We start from the raw sequence: 22005 nt of genomic DNA, 5'->3' as shown, positions 1-22005 counted from the left end.
ACCCATGAGCAGCGACGCTACCCAAGAACACGACTCTCTACTGAATGCGTTGATGCGCCTCAGTGGGCAGGTGGCAGGGGGGACACTGGACCTTGCCCGGAATACCGCCACTATGACGGCAATGTTTGGCGAGACGTGGCTGCGTAACGCACTGGTAACGAGCATGTCGCCAGAGCGTCTCGAGGCCATGGCCGAGGCAGGGCATTTTCTGCGCGACGCCCGTGAAACAGCTGGCCTATCGATCCGTGAGCTTGCCGACTCGCTGGGTATGGCCGACCAGAGCGTGCTAGAGGATGTGGAGAGTGGCGACTCCATACTGCCACTTGAAGTCATGCTAAGGGCGGCGTCATTACTTGCCAGGCACGACCCCATTCCGTTCCTGCTGAAATTCATGCGCACCTATAATCCCCAACTGGAACAGACTCTGGAGCAGTGGGGCGTGATGGCTTTGCCCAAGCACTATGAGCGCGAGCGGCGTTTCGTCAATCTGTACCGTCAGCACGACTTTCTGCGTGAGCTGTCCGACGATGAGTATGATCGTTTTATTGACTACATGCGCAGCTCCACTGACCTGGTGACGGGTGTGATGACGCGGGAAAAGCAGGCTAATGCGGCAGCCAACGCCAAGCGCAAACCGGCCGCTAAGCGAAAAGCACCGGCCAAGAAGAAGGCAGCCAGGAAGCGTCGTACATCTGTACCCAAGAAAACCCCATAGCTGTGTTGGCGGTGGCCAAGCGTGCCTCTAGCGGGCATGATGCGCGCCTGATTTTTGCCGGATTACGGTTCACCCAGTGCGCTTCGCGCCGGGATATGTGCTGAGACGGCACCGGGAGAGCGACAGGGAATGAGTTCTAGCACGCAAACGAGGGACTGGTACGCCGCCTGCCCGCGGGGATTAGAGAACCTGCTGGCAAGTGAGCTGCAGACCTTCGGTGCCCAACAGGTGCGCGAGACGATGGCGGGGGTCGCCTTTGAAGGACCACTGGTGGTCGCCTACCGCGCCTGTCTTTGGACTCGTCTTGCCAATCGTGTGCTGTTGCCGCTGGCTGAGTTCCCGGTCGAGTCCGCCCATGATCTGTACGAGGGTGTGAAAGCTGTCGCCTGGGGCTCGCTGTTTCAGCACACCTCGCATTTTGCGCTTGATTTCTCAGGTACTAATCACGCCATTCGCAATACGCGCTTCGGTGTTCAGAAAAGCAAAGATGCGATCATGGATTGGTTCCGTGAGAACGGGGGGCAACGTCCGCGCGTTGCCGCGCGGGATGCGCAAATCCGGTTCAGTCTGCGTCTGGCAAGGGACCGCGTCAGTCTGGCGTTGGATATGTCGGGCGGCAGTCTGCATCAGCGCGGCTATCGATCGTCGGCAGGCAAGGCACCGATGAAGGAAAATCTCGCGGCGGCCCTGTTATTGCGCGCTGACTGGCCTGGAATGGCATCCCGCGGCGGTGCCCTGATAGATCCCATGTGTGGGTCGGCGACCTTACTGCTGGAAGGAGCAATGATGGCAGCAGACATCGCGCCGGGGCTGGCACGCAGGCGCTTTGGCTTTGAGCATTGGTCCGGTCATAACCCGGATCAGTGGCGAGCGCTTGTGAGTGATGCGAGATCCCGCGCGGATCGGGGCAAGCAAGCCAAGCTGCCGGAGATTCGCGGCTACGACGCAGACCCGCGTGTAGTTCGAGTGGCGCAGGAGAATATCGCACGAGCAGGGTTGGAAAAGGTTGTGCGCGTCAGCTGCAAGCCGTTAGCTGAGTTGAAGAAGCCCACGCACAAGCCGCTCCCTCAGGGGCTGCTCATCTGTAACCCCCCGTACGGTGAGAGACTGGGCGAGAAGAAGAGCCTGGCGTATCTATATCGGCAGCTGGGCGAAACCTTCGTTCGTGAGTTTAAGGGATGGCAGGCAGGGGTATTCACAGCGGATCTCGAACTCGGCAAAGCCATTGGGCTGCGCAGCCATAAGCGTTACGCGTTGTTCAATGGGGCGCTGCCCGCGCACCTACTGTTGTTTGAACTAGAGAACAACACGCTCAGCGACAAACCGTTGGCACAAGGCAGTGCGGAGGAGCCGCCCCCTACAGGCAAGTCACCGTCGGAATCCATGCCAGAGCAACAAAGGATACAGTCTGGCGGCGAGCCCGAACCGCTGTCAGAGGGCGCACAGATGTTCGCCAATCGCATTCGCAAAAACCGCAAGCGTCTGGCGAGTTGGCTCAAACGCGAGCAGATCAGTTGTTATCGTCTCTATGACGCAGATATGCCCGAGTACGCCGTGGCGGTTGATATGTATGAGGGCACGGTACACGTGGCGGAGTATCAGGCGCCCAAGGGCGTCGATGAGTCCGCTGCAGAGCGCCGCATGGAGGAAATACGCGCGGCCTTACCCGAGGCGCTGGGAGTGGCGGGGAGCGACATCGCTTACAAACAACGCCGTCGCCAACGAGGGGCTGCACAGTACGAAAAAATGGCGCAGCAGGGCGAGTTCATTACCGTGCGAGAAGGTACGGCGAAGCTGCTGGTCAATCTCAGGGACTACCTGGATACCGGTCTGTTTCTGGATCATAGACCACTGCGCAGACGCATTGCTGCCGAAGTATCGGGTAAAACGTTTCTCAATCTCTTTTGCTACACCGGTAGCGCGACAGTGCTGGCCGCGCTTGGCGGTGCCTCGCGAACCGTCAGCGTGGATATGTCCAATACCTATCTAAGCTGGCTGCGTAACAATCTCGCTGCAAATGGCTTGGCTGAGGGCAGGCACCAACTGGTGAAGGCGAATTGCCTGCAATGGCTGGAGCAGGGGGAGGGCATGTTCGATATTGTTCTGCTGGATCCGCCGTCGTTTTCCAACTCAACCGGCATGGAGAATAGCTTTGATGTGCAGCGCGACCAGTTGGCATTGGTCACGGCCGCCATGCAGCGTGTTTCACCTGAGGGGCGATTGTATTTCTCAAACAATCGGCGGCGGTTCAAACTCAGTCCAGAGCTGACCGAGGCCTTCGACTGTACAAACATCAGTCACGAGACCCTGGATCCGGACTTCGCGCGCAATCCCAAAATCCATCAGTGTTGGCTGATAGCGCACAAAAATTCCTGACTCAGCGCCTGCTTTTGGGCTCTAATGGGCGAGGTCGTATTATGAAACCAGTGGTATTTGGAGCGCTCAGGGGTTAGCGACTACAAACATTGCTCGCTGTTTACTATCCACAGGTCGTATTTCACCCCTTTTTTTGTAGAGTCTGAGACAGTCGGTCCGCGCAAAACGCTATAAAAAAACGCTAAGTCATTGATTTTATATTTTTTTGACTTAGCGCTTTAGGCGTGCTTCGGCATCACGCGGGCAACGATTAGTAGCCTTCCCGCTGGGAAGAAAACAGAGTATCCCCACAGTTATCCACAGGTCGATCTGTGGATAACTAGTCCGGGTCGGCCAATTTCAGCAATTGTTTACCCTGATTTTCGCCTCTAAAGAGTCGCTGCAGGGTCGCTGGTATGTTTTCGAAGCCGCTTTGCACATCTTCGCGCCAGGCGAACTGCCCATCGCCGACCCATTCCATTAACGCTTCGATGGCTTCTGGCGCGCGATCCAGATAGTCGATCACAACAAAGCCTTCCATGCGCAAGCGACGTACAACAAGCAACATCAGATTGTGCGGCCCGGGTGCGGGCTTCTCGTCGTTATAGCCAGAGATGGCGCCGCAAAGCACGATACGCCCACCCTCAGCCATACCGGCCAGACCTGCCTCTAGCGTTGATCCGCCCACGTTATCAAAAAATACATTCACTCCCTCGGGGCAGAGTTCGGCAATGCGCGTGGCGACATCCTCGGATTTATAGTCAATGGTGGCGTCGACCTTGCAGGCCTCACGCAGCCACTGACATTTTTCTTCGCCCCCCGCGATGCCAACGACCTTGCACCCCTTGAGTCTTGCTATCTGTGCCACGGCAGAGCCTGTTGCGCCTGCAGCACCGGATACCAGTACGGTGTCTCCCGGTTTTGGCTTGCCCACATCCAACAGGCCAAAGTAGGCCGTGAGGCTGGTAGCGCCGAAGACGCTCAGTGCCATTCCGGGTGGCGTGCCCTCAGGCAGCACTTGCAGCGGCATGGCGCTGTCGCCCCCGGCAATGCAGTAGCGCTGCCAGTTCACTAAACCTTGAACCAATGCGCCTTCAGGCATGTTGGGGTTTTCGGACTTTACAACCTGCCCAATGCCGCTAGCGCGCATAGGTTCGCCCAGCGCCACAGGGGGTAAATAGCTGGGTACATCTTCTACCCAACCGCGCATTGCAGGGTCAAAGCCCAGCATTAACACTTTCACCAGGACTTCCCCGGCGCCAAGGTCAGGTTCGGGCAGGGGAGTGACGACATGCTCGAAATGCTCGGGCCCAATCATGCCCACGGGTCGTGCTTTCAGCAGCCACTGTTCATTCTGTTGATCTGTCATTATTTTTTGGTCCTGCGAAGAATCAGCGCGCATTGAAACATCCAAGTGCTTCAGCGCCAACCGCGCTGGCCCCGCGCAGGCGGCTGTGTTCAAATCACCGGCCTTGGGGGAGGGTATGTCGGCGACACTGCTTATTGTGTATCACAGCCAGAGTGGCAGTTGCGCTTCGCTCGCGGGCGCGGTTTACCGCGGTGCCCGTGAAGACGCAAATGTGCAGACCGTATTGCGTCGAGCCGTTGACGCGAGCATAGCGGATCTGGAATCGGCATCAGCAATGGCGCTGGTGGCGGCGGAAAATGCAGGGCATCTGAGCGGTGGCGCCAAGGCTTTTCTTGACAGGGTGTTTTACCCGGCGATTGCGCGCGATTTGCTGATCCCTTACGCGCTACTCATCAGTGCGGGTAATGACGGCAGCGGCGCAGTGCGCGATGCAAGCCGCATGCTGTCGGGTATTCCAATGAGCGCAGCGACCGAGCCAATGATTTGCAAGGGGGAGGTCACGGGTTTGCATTTGGAGCAGGCCGCTGACCTTGGCCGCGCATTAGCTGCTGGCATTGATATGGGAATCTTTTGAATAATGAGTGAAGCGATGACGCCGCCGCCTGGCTTTGAAGCCGTGCCTACCGGACTGGGATTTACGGACAATCTACAGCCGCTATTTCGACGTGTCGATGGGCAGTGGCCTGAGTTTGGGCTGGTTGTGAGTGAGCCCCACCTGAACATGATGGGTGTGTGCCACGGTGCAGCTTTGATGTGTCTGGCGGATATCTCCGCCGCCTCGGGTATCAACACCGCGGCAGGTAAAACCGCCGGAAGCCCCACGATAAACCTGGCGGTGGATTTTATTGCGGCGGGCAAACGGGGTGAATGGCTGCAAAGCTCTATTGACCACGTGAGCCTGCGCCGCCGCTTTGGATTCTGCGCAGGCGTGATCGAAGGCCCCGGCGGGCTTGTCGCAAGGTTCAACGGCACCTTCTATCTGCCGGATCACAAAGGTGTTTGGAAAGGTCCTGTTCGAGATGCCGGAGGGGTGCTGGGTGTTGAGCCGGAAGGCAGTAGTTAGTCGTCGTCGCCAGCCTGTTTCAGTGCGTCTATAAAGGCCTTTGCCGCCCGCGAGAGACTGCGGCCGCGGTGATAAACGACACCCAATGTGCGCTGCATTTTCACACCTTTCACTGGCAGCGTGACCAGCGAGTCATCGAGCATGATCGCGGGCAGTACCGTCCAACCGAGCCCCACGGAACTCATCATGCGCAGGGTTTCCAGGTAGTTGGTGGCCATGGACACGTTTAGGGATAGCTGCTGAGAGTCGAACAACTGTTTGACGATCTGCCCTGTGTAGGTTCCCAGCCCGGGTAGCACAGCCGCCTCTTTGCCAAGTTGCGCAAGCGTCAGAGACTTTTCGGAAGCCAACGGGTGAGCATGAGAGGCCATAAACGCGAGCCTATCCTGCCAGATCGGCACTGTGCGTAATCCGCTTTCCGGTGTTGGCGACAGTGTTACCAACGCCAAATCGATCTTCGCCTGCATGATCAGCTCATGCGCCTGCTCAGAATCCATGAAGTCAATGTCGATGTGCACACCTGAATAATCCTGACTAAATGCACTGAGGACCGGTGGTAACCGATGCAAGCCAATGTGGTGACTAGTGGCCAGGCGCAGCGCGCCAGAGGGTTCTCCGGCGAGATCGTGCACCGATTGGCGCGCCAGTCCGATCTGGTTTTCTATTTCCTGTGCGTGGGGCAATAGCGCTTTGCCGGCCTCGGTCAGAGAGACGCTGCGTGCGATTCGATCAAACAACTCGGTACCCAGATCATCTTCCAACTGTGCGATGCGTTTACTGATGGCCGGCTGCGTCAAGTGCAGGTTGTCCGCAGCGATGGAAAAGGAGCCGCTCTCTGCGACTCTCAAGAACGCGCGTAAGTGTTGGAAGTCCATGGCGAGGCCTGCATTTGAATAACCATTGGGAATCGAAACTATGAAAATAATAAATTTGAGTAATCCAAGTTGCAAGCGTAAGCTTGCCCTCGATTTTGGTTCATGCCGCGCAGGCAGGAGATTTAGCGATGGCCGGAAAAACCCTTTACGACAAGCTGTGGCAGTTGCATCTTGTGGAGCAGCGCGATGATGGCACGGCGTTGATCTACATCGACAGGCACCTGATCCACGAAGTCACGTCCCCGCAGGCGTTTGAAGGTCTGCGCCTTGCAGGTCGAGAGCCCTGGCGGCGGGACGCCAACCTCGCAGTGCCCGATCACAATGTACCCACCGAGAAGGCGGAACGAGCCGGTGGTGTTGCCGCGATTGCCGATCCTGTATCCCGATTGCAGGTGCAAACGCTGGATGAGAACTGTGATGCCTTCGATATCGTCGAGATCCCTATCAACGATAGGCGCCAGGGCATTGTTCATGTAGTGGGGCCCGAGCAAGGGGCGACGCTGCCGGGTATGACGGTGGTTTGCGGTGATTCACACACCTCGACGCACGGTGCGCTGGGCGCCCTGGCGCACGGCATTGGCACTTCCGAGGTGGAACATGTATTGGCCACCCAGTGCCTGATTCAGAAAAAAATGAAAAACCTGCTGATCAGGGTCGACGGGCAGGTACAGCCCGGTGTGACCGCCAAGGACATCGCGCTTGCCATTATTGGCGAGATCGGCACGGCTGGCGGTACCGGTTTCGCTATCGAGTTCGGCGGCGAGGCGGTGCGCGCCCTGTCTATGGAAGGCCGTATGACCTTGTGCAACATGTCCATCGAAGCCGGTGCCCGCATGGGCATGATCGCCGTTGATGACGTGACCCTGGATTATGTGAAGGGACGTCCCTATGCGCCTTCGGGTGAGCAATGGACCGCGGCTGAGGCAGCCTGGCGGGATTTGCACAGCGATGACGACGCTGAGTTCGATCGCGTGGTGGTACTGGAAGGCGCCGCTATTAAGCCGCAAGTGACCTGGGGCACATCCCCGGAAATGGTGTTGCCCATCGATGCTTTGGTTCCTGGGCCCCAGGACTTCGAAGACCCGGTTAAGCGCAGCGCCTGCGAGCGGGCCCTGGAATACATGGGGCTTGAGGCCGGTCAGGCGATCAGTGAGATACGACCTGATCGCGTATTTATTGGTTCTTGCACAAACAGCCGGATTGAAGACCTTCGCGAAGCCGCAAACGTAGTTCGCGGGCGAAGCAAAGCAGCCTCCGTCAAACAGGTACTGATTGTCCCCGGCTCCGGCGAGGTCAAGGCGCAAGCCGAGGCCGAGGGTTTGGACAAGGTGTTCATGGATGCAGGTATGGAGTGGCGTGAGCCCGGGTGCTCAATGTGTCTTGCGATGAACGCCGACAAATTGGGGGCAGGGGAGCATTGCGCCTCTACGTCCAATCGAAATTTTGAGGGTCGGCAGGGCTTTGGCGGGCGCACCCATTTAGTCAGCCCCGCGATGGCGGCCGCCGCTGCTGTTGCAGGTCACTTTGTGGATGTGCGTGAATTGATAGAGGGCGCAGCATGAAGCCGTTTACAGTACACAGTGGTTTGGTCGCGCCGATGGACAGGGCCAACGTAGACACCGATCTCATTATCCCGAAGCAGTTTCTGAAATCGATCAAGCGTTCAGGCTTTGGCCCTAATTTGTTCGATGAGCTTCGCTACCTCGATGAGGGGCAGCCGGGTGAAGATTGCAGTGGTCGGCCGGTGAACGATGAGTTTCCGCTGAACTTCCCACGCTATGCCGGTGCCTCGGTTCTGCTGGCCAGGGAAAACTTTGGCTGTGGCTCCAGCCGTGAGCACGCTCCCTGGGCGCTGGAGGATTACGGCTTTCGCTGCATCATTGCCCCCAGTTTTGCGGACATCTTCTTCAATAACTGTTTCAAGAACGGCATGTTGCCGATTGCGCTGGATGCAGAGATTGTCGATGGGCTGTTTCAGGCGATGTACGCGAACGAGGGCTACGCGCTGGAAGTTGACTTACCGAACCAACTCATCCGTACGCCAGAGGGTGAATCCATCGCGTTTGAGGTCGATGCCTTCCGCAAGGACTGCACGGTAAACGGCTTGGACGATATAGGCATTACGCTCAAGAGTGCCGACGCCATCAGGCATTACGAGGCCGGGTTGCGACAGCGCGCGCCGTGGCTGTTTGATGTGATCGGCAGTCGATAAGGGAGAAGGCGATGACGAAGCGCATTTTAATTTTGCCTGGGGACTACATTGGCCCCGAAATCATGGCCGAAGCAGAGAAGGTGCTGCGGCGTGTTAACCAGCAGTACGACCTGGAACTCGCTCTTGAGCATGGTTTGATCGGGGGCGCGGCGCTGGACGTGCATGGCGTGCCATTGCCGGAAGAAACCCTCGCTGCGGCTCGCAGCGCAGATGCCATTCTTCTGGGTGCCGTTGGTGGCCCAAAGTGGGACGGTGTGGAGCGAGAACTCAGGCCCGAGCGAGGTCTGCTGGCTATCCGCTCCCAGTTGCAATTGTTCGGCAACCTGCGCCCCGCCATTCTCTACCCACAGTTGGTTGAAGCATCCAGCCTGAAACCCGAGGTGGTCTCCGGGCTGGACATCCTGATCGTGCGCGAGCTCACAGGCGGCATCTACTTTGGTGAACCCCGAGGTATTCGTACTCTCGAGAACGGCGAGCGTCAGGGCTACAACACCTACGTCTACAGCGAGTCTGAGATTGAGCGTATTGCGCACCTGGCATTTGACCTGGCGGGCAAGCGGGACGGTCGCGTCTGTTCCGTGGATAAATCCAATGTTCTGGAGGCCACTGTGTTGTGGCGCGAGGTGCTTGAGCGCATTGCGCCCCAGTACCCGGATGTTGAACTCAGTCACATGTATGTTGATAACGCTGCCATGCAGCTGGTGCGCGCGCCCAAACAGTTTGACGTGATCGTGACCGGCAATATGTTTGGCGATATTCTCTCGGACGCTGCTGCCATGCTCACAGGCTCCATCGGCATGCTCCCCTCAGCGTCACTGGACCGGGAGGGTCGAGGCATGTACGAGCCCTGCCACGGGTCGGCACCCGATATCGCGGGGGGGGGCAAAGCCAACCCATTGGCAACCATCCTCTCGGTGGCAATGATGCTGCGATACACACTGGCTGCGCCTTCGGCCGCAGATGCCATCGAGGGCGCAGTCAGCGCCGTGCTCGATCAAGGCTTGCGCACGGCTGATATTCATTCCGAAGGAACCACCCTGGTAGACACCGTCGCGATGGGCGATGCGGTCGTTGCCGCACTGGACAATTGAGAGGGCCCGTTATGAGCAAAGAATTTGATGTGGCCGTTGTCGGCGCAACCGGAGCGGTTGGGGAGGCAATGATAGCCATCCTCGAGGAGCGCAATTTCCCTGTCCGCAATCTGTACCCGCTGGCCAGCAGTCGATCAGCGGGCAAGACCGTGATGTTTAAAGGCAGCTCAGTGCGTGTTACCGATCTTGCAGAGTTCGATTTCAGCTCAGTGCAGATCGGCCTGTTCTCGGCAGGGGGCAGTGTCTCCGCCGAGTACGCTCCCAAGGCAGCGGAGGCTGGCTGTGTGGTTATCGATAACACATCCCACTTCCGCCAGGACCCCGACATCCCCCTCGTGGTGCCTGAGGTGAATCCGGAGGCGCTGGCTGGCTACAGTTTGCGCAATATTATTGCTAATCCCAATTGCTCAACCATCCAGATGTTGGTGGCCCTGAAGCCGATCTACGACGCGGTCGGGATAGAGCGCATTAATGTGTGTACCTACCAGGCGGTGTCCGGCACAGGTAAAGAGGCCATTGAGGAATTGGCGGGTCAAACAGCGCGGCTTCTCAATGGCCAGGCGATTGAGACTGAGGTGTACCCCAAGCAGATTGCGTTCAATGCCTTGCCGCACATAGACAATTTTCAGGACAACGGCTATACCCGGGAAGAAATGAAGATGGTGTGGGAAACCCAGAAAATCTTCGATGATGCCTCTATACAGGTGAACCCGACCTGCGTGCGTGTGCCGGTCTTCTTCGGTCACTCCGAAGCGGTCCACATCGAGACTGTAGACCCGATCAGTGCTGAGGAGGTCAGGGTAATGCTGGCCGCGGCGCCCGGTGTGGCGGTTATCGACGAGCACGCCGATGGGGGTTATCCCACGGCGGTGACCGAATCAGCTGGTAACGACCCGGTATTTGTTGGCCGTATTCGCGAGGATATCTCGCACCCTCGGGGCTTGAACCTCTGGGTGGTGGCCGACAATGTGCGAAAAGGAGCGGCTCTGAACAGTGTCCAGATCGCCGAAAACCTTATTGAGACATACCTTGATTAAACGGACTTATTACCTTGATTAATATGAAGGTATTGAACATACTTGGGTGAAGATCGAGGTTGTCGCCAGTGCACGGAAGCACCTACAGCACTACTTTGAGCTCGTAGTGTAACCGCCTGACGGGGCACGTTTTTTTTGTTAGGTGGCCGGCCCGCGACAATCCTGGGGATGGCAGCGCTGTAGGGGGTGCTGCCGGGGTGCTCTGGAGAGAATAATAAGGCGTGGTTATGGCTCGTAAAAACAAGTTAGCGGCAGCACTGTTAACGCTGGGGTGCCTGAACGCATCCAGTGTATGGGCGCTAGGACTGGGTGAACTCACCCTTGAGTCCTTCCTCAATGAACCCCTGAAAGCGCAGGTTGATCTACTCAATACCGGCGTGCTTCAGGCGGACGAAATTCGCATTCGGCTGGCCACTTCCGACGACTTTGAACGTATGGGCGTCGATCGGGCCTACTTCCTGACCGGTATCAAATTCGACGTGCAGGTGGATCAGAGCGGCCGCGGCGTTATCGTCGTGACCTCGGACGACCCCGTGCTCGAGCCCTATCTCGACTTTATCGTCGAAGCACGCTGGCCTTCTGGGCGGCTGCTCCGCGAATACACTGTGCTGGTCGATCCACCCGCGTTTGACACTGTGAACCCTGTGGTGTCTGCGTCGCAGCGCGTCGCAGAGGTAGAAGGGGAGCCCGAGCCGGCAAAAAAAGCCACTGACCCGGCCGCCACTTCCGGTGCCCGGGTCAAAACCAGCGCCTCTAATCTGGCTCCGGGCGAAATGCCCAACAGGGATTTTGGTAGCAGCGCCGCGAGTAACCCTACAGCGGGTGCACGCTACATGGTCAAACGCGACCAAACCCTTTGGGAAATCGCTTCGCAGGGCCGCCCTGCCGGCACCAGCGTTCACCAGGCCATGTTGGACATCCAGCGCCTGAACCCCGAAGCTTTCATCAACGGCAATATCAACCAGATAAAGGCCGGTTACATTATTTACCTGCCTAGTGCTGACGATATCAGCTCCGACAATCTGGCGGACGCGCTTGCTGAAGTACGCCAGCAAAACGCGGATTGGCAGGCAAGTCGCGATACGGCGCCCGGTGTCACCGCCGCGGCGTCGCTGCGTATCTCCGCTGAGCCCGTTGCAGCCATGGAGCAGGGCGGCGATTCATCGGATGCCCGCGCCACATCTGATGCATCGATGGAAGATCTGGAGCGAGCGCAGCTAGAGGCGGCTGACAGCCAGGGCCGTTTGGACGCCATGTCCGAGCGAGTTGATACCCTGCAGCGCATCGTCGACCTCAAAGACGAGCAGATTGCCGCCCTCCAGGCTGCGCTGGCCGAGGCAAACGGCAGTAGTGCTGTAGAGCCTGAGACAGATACAGCAGATCTCATGGCAGATGGTCGGAATGCGGCTGTCGAGGGCGATCAGACGATGGCTGGCGACCCGCAAACCGCCGAGGGTGGTGCAGAAGTCACAGAGGTTGCACAGGCTGCCGGTGGGGAGCTAGCCGCTTCAGCCGTTGATGCTGCTCCTGAAGAGGCCGCAACAGCGAATCCGGAACCTGTAGCGGTGCCCAAGGCGGCGCCAGCCAAGCCCACCCAGATCACCAGTAATGCCCCTGCTCAACAGGGCGGTATTGCCCAGTGGATGTACATTGCCGGCGGCGCCGTGGTTGCGCTGCTGCTAGGTTTGATTCTGTGGCGCCGTCGCTCAGGTTCCAACGAGGCGGTGATGGCACCCACAGCCACGCATGCACAGCCCGTGGCACCAAAGCGCAAAGAAGTGGTGGCGCCGGTAGAACCTGCGCCAGAGTCGGAGCCGCAGCCCGAAGTAGAAGTCGAATCTGCGCCAGTTGCCGAAACACCTAGTGAGGAAGATACAGGGACCGGCCGTGGCTACGGTGAAAAGCGCCACGACGAATACGCTTCCGAGGGCGAGACTGGCGACGCACTGGCAGAAGCAGACATCTACATTGCTTACGGGCGGCAGGCTCAAGCGGTTGAGCTGCTTAAGACCGCTTTTGGCAACGAGCCTGGCAATATGGCCTATCGCCTGAAGTTGCTGGAGCTTTACGTCGATATGGGTGATCGGGATGAAGCTGCCGGCCAGCTCACCGAGATACGTGCCAGTGGCGATACCGCAATGATTGCGGCGGCGGAGTCGGTCATGGGCAGTGGACGCTCCACCGCAAATCTGTCTGCCGCACCAGCAGTCGAGGCGCCTTCAAGCGCCCCGGCATTCGAGGAGCCAGACCCTGTGCCCACGGTGGGTAACCCCGCTGGAGGCAGCCCCGCTATAGGCAGTCCCGCTGACTTTGATGACACGGTCGATCCCGAGGTGTTTGAGTCAGACTTTGGTGGCCTTGAAATCGAGGACAGTGAGTCTCAAGACATGGCCGACGACCTGGACCTCAGCGGCGATTTCGAGGCCGATGAAGGTGACATGGTGTTCGCCGCGGAAGGCAATCAAATGTCCACCAAGCTAGACCTTGCCCGTGCCTACATGGATATGGGCGATGGGGATGGCGCACGCCAGATCCTCGAAGAAGTCATGGGCGACGGCACCGAGGAGCAACAGGAAGAAGCCAGGCAGTTGCTGGCGCGCATTGACTGAGGCATTCCCTCACTTTTCGCCCGACCCGCTGCCTGCTGGCAGCCGGGTCGCCTGCCGGGTGGAATACGATGGTCGACACTACAGCGGCTGGCAAGCACAACCTCATCTCGATGTTGATACTGTTCAGGAATCCCTAGAGGCAGCGCTTGCGCGCGTTGCCAATGAGCCAGTGCGTGTGCACTGTGCAGGCCGCACTGATACAGGTGTTCATGGTTTTGGGCAGGTTGTTCATTTTGATGATCCCGTCGGTCGCAGTCCCAAAGCGTGGGTGCTGGGCACCAATGCCAGCCTGCCGGCGTCCGTGCGATTGCATTGGGCACAGCAGGTAGGGCCAGGCTTTCACGCGCGATTCAGCGCCACGTCCAGACGTTACCGGTACCTGATTTACAATAGCGCGATACGACCTGCGCAGTTGGATGGGTTGGTGACTTGGCAGCGAAGGCCCCTGGATGCCAGTTTGATGGATCAGGCCGCGCAGCAGATGCTGGGTGAGCGCGACTTCAGTGCATTCCGCGCCGCCAGTTGCCAGGCCTCGACGCCGATGCGTGATATGCAGGCAATCTCTGTAAGTCGGCACGGTGCACTTATCGCTATCGATTTTCGTGCGAACGCCTTTCTGCACCATATGGTGCGCAATATTGCCGGCACTTTGATGATGATAGGAAGCGGGCAGGCACACCCGAACTGGGTAGCAGAACTGCTGGAGGCCGGCGATCGCCGTGTGGCCGCCGATACTGCCCCTGCAGCAGGCTTGTACCTGGTGGAGGTCAGCTATCCCGATACCTTCAATCTACCCGTACCGCCGCCGGGGCCTGCGCTACTGCCCGGCTAAGTTCTCAGCCTCGGCTTCTGTTATCATTGCTCGCTGGAAGTTTTCAGTAGAAAAGCGCGTGGCACTCACTCGAATCAAGATTTGCGGAATTACGCGCGCTGAGGATGCGCTCGTTGCTGCTGAATGTGGTGCGGATGCCATAGGCCTGGTTTTTTACCCGCCGAGTCCAAGAGCTGTGACACCGGAACAGGCGGCCGCCATTGTCGAAGTTTTGCCGCCATTTGTTACAGCGGTGGGGCTGTTTGTTGATGCTCAAGCAGAGACAATTCGCGATGTTCTTGGGGCCGTGTCCTTGGGAATGCTGCAGTTTCACGGTGAGGAAACCCCCGAGCAGTGCTTACAGCATCACCGTCCGTGGATGAAGGCGCTGCGGGTGCGCGAGGCGCAGTCGCTGGCAGCTGACGTAGACCGGTATTCCGGTGCTGATGCCATCCTATTAGACAGTTATAAGCCCGGGGTGCCCGGTGGTACTGGCGAGGTGTTCAATTGGTCGCTGGCCGCACAGCTGGATACACCGATTGTGCTTGCAGGTGGTTTGTCGCCCGATAACGTGGGTGATGCGATTACCCGACTGTCACCGGCAGCTGTGGATGTCAGTGGCGGCGTTGAAAGTGCTCCAGGCGTTAAAGATCCGGCATTGATACAGAAATTTTGCGAGGCCGTGCGTGCGGCCAATACTTAAATAGCGGTAGGGGATTCCCATGACCAGTGAAATCAATCCAGAGCAATACGCTTCGGTGCCCGATGCGCAGGGGCGCTTTGGGGACTATGGCGGCAAGTTTGTTGCCGAGACGCTGATGTCGGCGCTGGCTGAACTGGAGGCGTTATACCGCAGGTTGGCGGATGATGCTGAATTTCAGCGTGAGTTTGACGAGGACATGGCGCACTACGTGGGTCGTCCGTCACCGCTTTATGAGGCCCGTCGCTGGTCAGACCAAACTGGCGGTGCGCGTATCTTCCTTAAGCGGGAAGACCTGAACCACACGGGTGCTCACAAGGTGAACAACACCGTGGGGCAGGCGCTGCTGGCCAAGCATATGGGCAAGAAGCGCGTCATCGCAGAGACGGGTGCGGGACAGCACGGTGTTGCCAGCGCTACGATTGCGGCTCGTCTGGGCCTTGAGTGCCATGTCTTTATGGGTGAAGAGGACGTACGGCGCCAGGCGCTGAATGTCTATCGCATGAAATTGCTGGGCGCAGAGGTGATTCCCGTCACCTCGGGCTCTCGCACTCTCAAAGATGCCATGAATGAGGCGATGCGGGATTGGGTCACCAATGTCGATGACACTTTTTACATTATTGGCACTGTGGCGGGGCCTCACCCGTACCCCATGCTGGTGCGCGACTTTCAGTGCGTGATCGGCAGAGAGGCTAGAGCTCAATCACTGGCGCAGACGGGCAAGTTGCCCGACGCGCTGGTGGCCTGTGTAGGCGGCGGCTCGAATGCGATTGGGTTGTTTCACCCCTTCCTGCCCGATGAGTCAGTCGCTATGTATGGCGTCGAAGCTGGCGGGCATGGCGTTGAAACTGGCCAGCATGCGGCGCCGCTCACCGCGGGAATCCCCGGCGTGCTCCATGGCAATCGCACCTATCTGATGCAGGACGAGGATGGCCAGATCATCCATACCCACTCGGTATCCGCAGGCTTGGATTATCCTGGCGTAGGACCTGAGCATTCATGGCTTAAAGACATTGGTCGCGTGAACTATGTGGCGGCCAATGATGACGAAGCGCTGGCAGCGTTCCACAAATTAACGCGGATTGAGGGTATTATGCCGGCCCTGGAAACCGCCCACGCCCTGGCCTATGCAGAGAAACTGGCTGCACAGATGACGCCGGATCAGCAGATTATCGTGAATCTATCGGGGCGCGGGGACAAAGATATTCTGACCGTCGCCGAAATTGACGGTATCGAACTGTAAGGGAAATACACGCGTGAGCCGTATAGCGGGCCGATTTCAAGCATTGGCCGAGCAGGGGCGTAAGGCATTGGTGACCTACGTGGTAGCCGGTGACCCCACCCCGGAAGTTACCGCAGAGCTGCTGCATACACTGGTTGCTAACGGGGCCGACATTCTGGAGTTAGGTGTCCCGTTCTCCGACCCCATGTCCGAAGGTCCGACGATACAGCTGGGCCACGAGCGCGCACTGGACAGCGGCATGCGTCTTCGCGGTGTGCTGGAATTGGTACGACAGTTTCGCGAGACCGATAAGGACACACCGCTGCTCCTTATGGGTTACGCAAACCCGGTGGAATACATGGGTTATGCCGCCTTTGCCGATGCTGCCAGCGAGGCGGGTGTGGATGCATTGTTGACCGTAGATGTGCCCCCCGAGGAAGTCGACCAGGTCAATGCACAGCTCAAGCGCGTCGGCATGGACAACATTTTTCTGATTGCACCTACAACGCCAGACCCGCGGTTGCCCCTGATCGCTGGTCAGGCCAGCGGATTCATTTACTACGTTTCCCTTAAAGGCGTAACCGGGGCGGGGCATCTGGACGTCGACGATGTAAGACGTCAGGTCGAGCGTATTCGCGCTCATACCACTTTGCCCGTTGCTGTGGGCTTCGGTATCAAAGACGCGGACTCTGCCGAGGCCGTCGCCAAAGTGGCAGACGGCGTGGTTGTGGGCAGTGCACTGGTGCAGCGCGTGGCAGATGTTCTGGCGCAGGGTGAGTCTTCGGAAGCAGCCATCACCGCGGCAGGTGCCCTGGTTCAGGAAATTCGCGCCGGAATAGATCGAACAACTTCCTGAGACCTTGCCTCGGGTCTATAATGGCCGCGTTACAGGGGGGGTTACATGAGCTGGATAGACAAGATTCTGCCGGCTGGCGTGCGCAAGAGCGAATCAAGCGACCGTGCCAGTGTTCCGGAAGGGCTTTGGAAGAAGTGCGTGAAATGCGATTCGGTGCTGTACCGGCCCGATTTGGAGCGCAATAACGACGTCTGCCCCAAGTGTGATCACCACATGCGCATTGGCGCGCGCAGACGCCTCGATATCTTTCTGGATGAAGATGGCCGCGAGGAAATCTATGCCGACATAGAGCCTGTTGATCGACTCAAATTCAAAGATAAGAAGCGCTACAAAGACCGGTTGAACGCCGCCCAGAAGAGTACTGGCGAGAAAGACGCCCTGGTTGCGATGTCTGGTGCGCTGTCCGGTATGCCGGTAGTTGCCGTCGCATTCGAATTCAATTTTCACGGTGGCTCCATGGGTTACGCGGTGGGCGAGAAGTTTGCCCGCGCTGCCCGCCAGGCTCTGTCGGACGGCGTGCCTCTTGTTTGCTTCTCAGCGTCCGGCGGCGCCCGTATGCAGGAAGCGCTGATCTCCCTGATGCAGATGGCCAAGACCAGTGCGGTTCTGGAGCGCATGAAGCAGTCCAGCGTGCCCTACGTTTCTGTGATGACGGACCCGATTTATGGCGGTGTGTCTGCTTCACTGGCCCTGCTTGGCGATATCAACGTTGCGGAGCCCGATGCAAGGGCCGGTTTTGCCGGTCCGAATATCATTGAACAGACGATTCGTCAGAAGCTGCCCAAGGGTTTCCAGCGCAGTGAGTTTTTGCTCGAGCACGGCGCCATCGACATGATCGTCCATCGCAATGACATGCGCGCTACCCTGGCGCGTATTCTGGCCAAGCTGACGGACCAGGCGCCGCCTGCCGAGGTCATCTCAACTGAGTTGGAACTGGCTGAAGACGGCGAGCTGCAGGCGGGAGAGCAAGCCGTCCGCGCATTGGATGACTGAACGCTCTCTCAGCCAGTGGCTGCAGGAACTGGAAGCACGTCATCCCACCGAGATAGAACTTGGGCTTGATCGCGTAACCGCAGTCGCTCAGCAGCTGGGTTTACTCCCTTTTCCCGCATCAGTAATCACGGTAGCGGGTACCAACGGTAAAGGCTCTGTGGCTGCCGTGTGCGAGGCGGGACTGGTTGCCGCAGGTACGCGAGTGGGCGTGTACACATCACCACACTTTCTCGCCTTTAACGAGCGCATTCGCATCGACGGCCTACCTGTGCCGGATGGCATGATCACCGATGCATTTGCGAGTATCGATGCCGCACGCGCGAATGTGTCACTCACGTATTTTGAGATGGCGACCCTGGCTGCGCTTGTCGTGTTTGCTCGGGTGGGAGTGGAAATGGCAGTGCTTGAAGTCGGCCTTGGTGGGCGTCTGGACGCCGTCAATATCGTTGACCCCACAGTCGCTGTTATCACGCGCATAGACCTCGATCACCAGGACTGGCTGGGCGATACCCGTGAACTGATCGGGGCCGAGAAAGCCGGTATCTTGAGAAGCAACAGCCCTGCAGTCATTGCTGACCGAGAGCCGCCGGATAGTCTGCTGCGCCCGGGTGCCGCCTCCCAATACCTTGTGATTGGTCGAGACTGGCAGTCTGAAACCAGCGGCGCCGGGCATAAGTTACAGCTGCAGGCCGCGGGTGAGGCGCTGCCATTGATGCTCGACGGTCCTGCATCGCTGTATGCCGAGAACGTGGGGGCAGCGCTGCAAGCGCTGCTGTTGGCCGGCGTGGATATTACAGCAGCGCCGGTGTTGGCCAGCGTGTCGGCGCTGCAGGTCACCGGGCGCTTGCAACACGTCGCCCATGAGGAGGTTGATGTGGTGATGGACGTTGCCCACAACCCGGCGGCTGTTCATAAACTGCATGAGCATCTGATCTCAAATCCCTGTGAGGGGAGAACAATTGCGCTGTTCAACGCCATGTCTGACAAGGATCTTCATGGTATGATTCGCGCCTGTGGCGAAGGGTTCGATGCCTGGTTTCTGGCGGACTTGCCCGGCGTGGCCAGAGCTGCTCGTGCCAGCGATCTGGCGGCCATCGTGCACGAATCTGGAGGCCATATGATCAGTGTCAGCAAGAATGTGAGGCAGGCTTGGCGCCGTGTATTTACCTTGCTGCAGACGGGGGATCGGTTGGTCGTGTTCGGTTCCTTCTTTACTGTGGCTGCTGCACTGGCATGCTTGCAAAAAGACCGTGCGAAACAGGCGAGACATCACACAGCGTGAATACCATCCTGAAACAACGATTGATCGGCGCATTGATATTGCTGGCGCTGGGTGTTGTATTTTGGCCGATCATTTTTGTACAGCCCGAGGATGATGTGCGCGCGGTGGCAACCGCCATGGAAGAGCCGCCGGTTGTCGACACTACGCCCATAGAGCCACCCACAGCAGCGGGCTTGACGCCTGCACAGCGCAGCACAACCCAAGACAGTGTGCGCGCTGATGAGCAATCCACATTCGGTATGTCGCTGGATCCCACGTTCACCTTCGGAAGTTACGGCGATGCAGAGTCTGAAACGGCGATTAAGAACCCGGATGAAACGCCAGAGGCTGAGCCTGAAACGCCGGTAGAGCAGCCGCGCCCGGAGACGGCGGAGACATCACAGCCCCTGCAAAGTGTGGCGAACGAACCTGCTCAGACGCGCAGCGAAGCCCCTGTGAAACCGGCGCTGGATGCGCAGGGTATTCCAGTGGCCTGGATTCTCCAGGTCGCAACGGTGAGTAGTAAAGACAAAGCCAATCAACTGCGTGACGAGCTGGTGCGGGTCGATGAGAAAGCCTACGTGAGACCCATCAAGCGCGGCGACAAGACACTCTACCGTGTCTACATCGGACCGAAGTTTGAAAAGGCCAAACTAGAGTCTATCAAGCCCCGGGTGGATGCCAGCTTCGGTGTCCAGTCGCTGATCGCGCGTTATGTGCCCTAATGCCAGCCGGGCCGCCCAGAGGCTCGCGTGATTAGCCTGCCCGATATCAGCGGCTTCAACGGCCTGGACTGGTTCATTGTCGTGGTCGTCTGCGTGTCTACGCTGATCAGTTTGTGGCGAGGGTTCACGCGTGAGGCGCTGTCTCTGGCGGGGTGGGTTGTCGCCTTCGTCCTGGCAAACCTTTTTGCCAGTGAGGTGTCTACCTATCTGGCGGGCGTGATCGAGAACATCACCGGGCGCTATATCGTCGCCTGGTCGCTGATATTCCTTGGAGTATTGGTGGTCAGTGGTGCCATCGCCATGGGCGTATCGAGGCTGTTGAAAGCAACAGGCCTGGGCCTGCTCGACCGCCTCCTGGGTACAGTTTTTGGTTTTGCGCGCGGGCTGATCATTGTGATGGCACTGATCTATTTGCTGCGCGAACTGGTGCCGCCAACTGAGCAGCAATGGGTGTACGAGTCGCGGCTGATGCCGCACATCGATATGCTGATGAACTGGTCGTACCAGATGTTTGACAAGATTCGGTCGGGCGATGTGCCTGCCGTGACCGCGTAGCCTGGCTGCGCAGAACTGAGGAAAAACGCATGTGTGGCCTGGTCGGTATAGTTGGTAAGTCTGATATCGCCCCCGATATTTACGATGCACTGACCGTGTTGCAGCACCGCGGCCAGGATGCGGCGGGGATCATGACCTGCCACGGTGGGAAATTTAGCCAGCGCAAAAGTGAAGGGCTGGTGCGCGATGTTTTTCGCCAGCACCATATGCAGCGTTTGAGCGGCAGCATCGGTATCGGCCATGTGCGCTACCCCACGGCGGGGAGTTCCGGCACCGCGCTGGCACAGCCTTTCTACGTCAACTCGCCTTACGGCATCGCCCTTGCCCACAACGGCAACCTCACCAATGCAGATGCCCTGGCCAAGGAGTTGTTTCAGAGCGACCTGCGTCACTTGAACACCGACTCTGACTCCGAAGTCCTGTTGAATGTCTTTGCCCATGAGCTTCAAACGCTTGGGAAACTAAGCCCAGCGGCGGCGGATATCTTCACTGCGGTGGGTGCTGTTCATCGTCGGTGTCGTGGTGGGTACGCGGCGGTGGCCATGCTGGTCGATCATGGGGTGCTGGCTTTCCGCGATCCCTACGGCATCCGCCCTTTGGTGGTCGGCTACCGCGATACGGATGAAGGGCGCGAGCACATGGTGGCGTCTGAGAGCGTTGCCCTTGATGTGCTGGGATACACCATGCTGGGTGATGTGGCGCCTGGCGAGGCGATCTTTATCGACAGCGCGGGCAACCTGCATAGGCAGCAATGCGCTGAGCATACGCAACTGGCGCCCTGCATCTTTGAGCACGTGTACTTTGCGCGTCCCGACTCGCTCATGGACGGTATTTCGGTTTACAAGACCCGTATGCGTCAGGGTGAGCGGCTTGCGCGGAAGGTTCTGCGCGAGCACGCGGATCACGATATCGACGTGATTATCCCCATCCCCGACACCAGCCGGATTGCAGGTCAGGCCATGGCGACCGAGTTAGGCATCAAGTTCCGTGAAGGCTTTATGAAGAATCGCTACATCGGGCGCACCTTTATCATGCCCGGGCAGAGTCAGCGCAAGAAGTCGGTTCGCCAGAAGCTCAACCCCGTGCCGCTGGAATTTAAGGGTAAGAACGTGATGCTGGTCGACGACTCGATTGTCCGCGGTACGACCTGCCGGCAAATCATTGAAATGGCACGTGATGCCGGTGCAAACAAGGTCTATTTTGCCTCGGCAGCTCCCCCGGTGCGTTATCCCAATGTGTATGGCATTGATATGCCGTCCGCGACAGAACTCATTGCCCACGGCCGCACGGAGGCAGAGGTTTGCGAACTGATTGGTGCCGATTCCCTGGTTTTCCAGGACCTGGAAGATCTGGTTGCCTGTTCTCACGAAGGCAATGAAGCCGCAAGCGGCTTTGACTGCTCAGTGTTCAATGGCGAATACATCACCGGAGACGTTGACCAGGGGTATCTCGATCATATCGAAGCGCAACGCAATGATGAGGCGCAGTCAGAGCGCCGCGCCGCGATGGCCGCCGAGGGCGCTGTCGTCGGTCTGCATAACGATATCTGAGGGGGT

At 58.4% G+C, this 22005-nt stretch carries 20 protein-coding genes; 18 read left to right on the top strand and 2 right to left on the bottom strand.

Annotated elements, in window-relative coordinates; all coding sequences use genetic code 11:
* Positions 1-4: 4 nt before the first annotated feature.
* Both IE089_RS06080 and rlmKL read left to right on the top strand, forming a co-directional pair.
* The gene (locus IE089_RS06080; protein ID WP_229802602.1) at positions 5-715 is read left to right on the top strand and encodes a helix-turn-helix domain-containing protein; all 711 of its coding nucleotides are present in this window, start codon (positions 5-7) and stop codon (positions 713-715) included.
* A gap of 129 nt (positions 716-844) precedes the next feature.
* The gene (gene rlmKL / locus IE089_RS06075) at positions 845-3091 is read left to right on the top strand and encodes a bifunctional 23S rRNA (guanine(2069)-N(7))-methyltransferase RlmK/23S rRNA (guanine(2445)-N(2))-methyltransferase RlmL (RefSeq protein ID WP_189476222.1); all 2247 of its coding nucleotides are present in this window, start codon (positions 845-847) and stop codon (positions 3089-3091) included.
* A gap of 319 nt (positions 3092-3410) precedes the next feature.
* Here the strand turns inward: rlmKL and IE089_RS06070 are convergent, their stop codons facing one another.
* Positions 3411-4439, bottom strand: coding sequence for an NADP-dependent oxidoreductase (locus tag IE089_RS06070; RefSeq protein ID WP_189476219.1), 1029 nt, complete (start codon positions 4437-4439; stop codon positions 3411-3413).
* A 115-nt stretch (positions 4440-4554) separates the two neighbouring features.
* On the opposite strand from IE089_RS06070, the gene IE089_RS06065 reads away from it, so the two are divergent.
* Positions 4555-5013, top strand: coding sequence for a flavodoxin family protein (locus IE089_RS06065; protein ID WP_189476216.1), 459 nt, complete (start codon positions 4555-4557; stop codon positions 5011-5013).
* Between the two features lie 3 nt (positions 5014-5016).
* Entirely contained in the window at positions 5017-5502 is a 486-nt protein-coding gene (locus tag IE089_RS06060; protein ID WP_189476213.1) for a PaaI family thioesterase, read from the top strand.
* Here IE089_RS06060 and IE089_RS06055 read toward each other — a convergent pair.
* Positions 5499-6377 carry a LysR family transcriptional regulator gene (locus IE089_RS06055; RefSeq protein ID WP_189476212.1) on the bottom strand — a complete coding sequence of 293 codons (879 nt, stop codon included), beginning with the start codon at positions 6375-6377 and terminating at the stop codon, positions 5499-5501. The two genes, IE089_RS06060 and IE089_RS06055, sit on opposite strands and share 4 nt — an antisense overlap.
* 128 nt (positions 6378-6505) lie before the next feature.
* On the opposite strand from IE089_RS06055, the gene leuC reads away from it, so the two are divergent.
* The 14 genes from leuC (at position 6506) to purF (ending at position 21999) form a co-directional block, all read left to right on the top strand.
* On the top strand, positions 6506-7939 hold the full coding sequence (gene leuC / locus IE089_RS06050; RefSeq protein ID WP_189476210.1) for a 3-isopropylmalate dehydratase large subunit: 1434 nt from the start codon (positions 6506-6508) through the stop codon (positions 7937-7939).
* Positions 7936-8589 carry a 3-isopropylmalate dehydratase small subunit gene (gene leuD, locus IE089_RS06045; protein WP_189476208.1) on the top strand — a complete coding sequence of 218 codons (654 nt, stop codon included), beginning with the start codon at positions 7936-7938 and terminating at the stop codon, positions 8587-8589. Before leuC ends, leuD begins: the two co-directional genes overlap by 4 nt.
* 11 nt (positions 8590-8600) lie before the next feature.
* Positions 8601-9680 carry a 3-isopropylmalate dehydrogenase gene (gene leuB, locus IE089_RS06040; protein ID WP_189476207.1) on the top strand — a complete coding sequence of 360 codons (1080 nt, stop codon included), beginning with the start codon at positions 8601-8603 and terminating at the stop codon, positions 9678-9680.
* Positions 9681-9691: 11 nt separating this feature from the next.
* A complete protein-coding gene (locus IE089_RS06035; protein WP_189476205.1) occupies positions 9692-10717 on the top strand; it encodes an aspartate-semialdehyde dehydrogenase in 1026 nt (341 codons plus the stop codon).
* 227 nt (positions 10718-10944) lie between these two features.
* Positions 10945-13326, top strand: a complete 2382-nt coding sequence (locus IE089_RS06030; protein ID WP_189476202.1) for a motility hub landmark protein FimV — start codon at positions 10945-10947, stop codon at positions 13324-13326.
* Positions 13319-14158: a tRNA pseudouridine(38-40) synthase TruA gene (gene truA, locus IE089_RS06025; RefSeq protein WP_229802601.1), complete on the top strand. Its 840-nt coding sequence runs from the start codon at positions 13319-13321 to the stop codon at positions 14156-14158. Before IE089_RS06030 ends, truA begins: the two co-directional genes overlap by 8 nt.
* Positions 14159-14216: 58 nt before the next feature.
* The gene (locus IE089_RS06020) at positions 14217-14840 is read left to right on the top strand and encodes a phosphoribosylanthranilate isomerase (protein WP_189476196.1); all 624 of its coding nucleotides are present in this window, start codon (positions 14217-14219) and stop codon (positions 14838-14840) included.
* Between the two features lie 19 nt (positions 14841-14859).
* Complete coding sequence (trpB, locus tag IE089_RS06015) at positions 14860-16080, top strand: tryptophan synthase subunit beta (protein WP_189476193.1); 1221 nt, start codon at positions 14860-14862, stop codon at positions 16078-16080.
* A gap of 13 nt (positions 16081-16093) precedes the next feature.
* Positions 16094-16915, top strand: a complete 822-nt coding sequence (gene trpA, locus IE089_RS06010) for a tryptophan synthase subunit alpha (RefSeq protein ID WP_189476190.1) — start codon at positions 16094-16096, stop codon at positions 16913-16915.
* Positions 16916-16960: 45 nt separating this feature from the next.
* Positions 16961-17908: an acetyl-CoA carboxylase, carboxyltransferase subunit beta gene (accD, locus tag IE089_RS06005; protein ID WP_189476187.1), complete on the top strand. Its 948-nt coding sequence runs from the start codon at positions 16961-16963 to the stop codon at positions 17906-17908.
* A complete protein-coding gene (locus IE089_RS06000) occupies positions 17901-19190 on the top strand; it encodes a bifunctional folylpolyglutamate synthase/dihydrofolate synthase (protein ID WP_189476184.1) in 1290 nt (429 codons plus the stop codon). Before accD ends, IE089_RS06000 begins: the two co-directional genes overlap by 8 nt.
* Positions 19187-19894, top strand: coding sequence for an SPOR domain-containing protein (locus IE089_RS05995; protein WP_189476182.1), 708 nt, complete (start codon positions 19187-19189; stop codon positions 19892-19894). Before IE089_RS06000 ends, IE089_RS05995 begins: the two co-directional genes overlap by 4 nt.
* Before the next feature lie 27 nt (positions 19895-19921).
* Positions 19922-20449, top strand: coding sequence for a CvpA family protein (locus tag IE089_RS05990; RefSeq protein ID WP_189476179.1), 528 nt, complete (start codon positions 19922-19924; stop codon positions 20447-20449).
* A gap of 29 nt (positions 20450-20478) precedes the next feature.
* Positions 20479-21999 (top strand): amidophosphoribosyltransferase, encoded by a 1521-nt coding sequence (gene purF, locus IE089_RS05985; protein WP_189476176.1) that lies wholly within the window; start codon positions 20479-20481, stop codon positions 21997-21999.
* The last annotated feature ends 6 nt before the right edge of the window (positions 22000-22005 follow it).

Origin of the sequence: Parahalioglobus pacificus (assembly GCF_014652275.1) — a bacterium.
Classification (GTDB): domain Bacteria; phylum Pseudomonadota; class Gammaproteobacteria; order Pseudomonadales; family Halieaceae; genus Parahalioglobus; species Parahalioglobus pacificus.
Note: the sequence above shows the minus strand (reverse complement) of the source record. Positions and strands in the feature narration are given on the sequence as shown.